Annotated in this window: 1 protein-coding gene; it reads left to right on the plus strand. The window is 43.5% G+C overall.

What is annotated here, in order from left to right; translation table 11 throughout:
- Window position 1: 1 nt before the first annotated feature.
- Window positions 2-322: transposase (locus D0T57_RS15460; RefSeq protein WP_368666943.1), on the plus strand; the 321-nt coding region annotated here is incomplete at its 3' end.

A 322-nucleotide genomic window follows, 5' to 3' on the forward strand; every position in this document is an offset into this window, starting at 1 on the left:
GATTAGTAAATACCAGGACCATCAACCTTACTATCGTCAGCTGGAGATGTTTAAACGAAGCGGAGTCCATTTAGCCGCATCGACAGTAAATGACTGGAGCGCTTCAGCCATCAACTTATTAGAACCTCTTTACCAACAGTTGAAAAAAAATGTTCTGGGTAGTGATTATATCCAAGTGGATGAGACTACGATTCCTGTATTGGATAAAGATAAACCCGGAGCTACCCGTAAGGGCTATCATTGGGTAGTACGCTCTCCTGAAAACGGGCAATTATTTTTTCATTACGACAAAGGTTCCCGGGCCGGGCATGTAGTTGTCGAT

It is taken from the genome of Dysgonomonas sp. 511 (genome assembly GCF_010501105.1).
Taxonomy (GTDB): Bacteria; Bacteroidota; Bacteroidia; order Bacteroidales; family Dysgonomonadaceae; genus Dysgonomonas.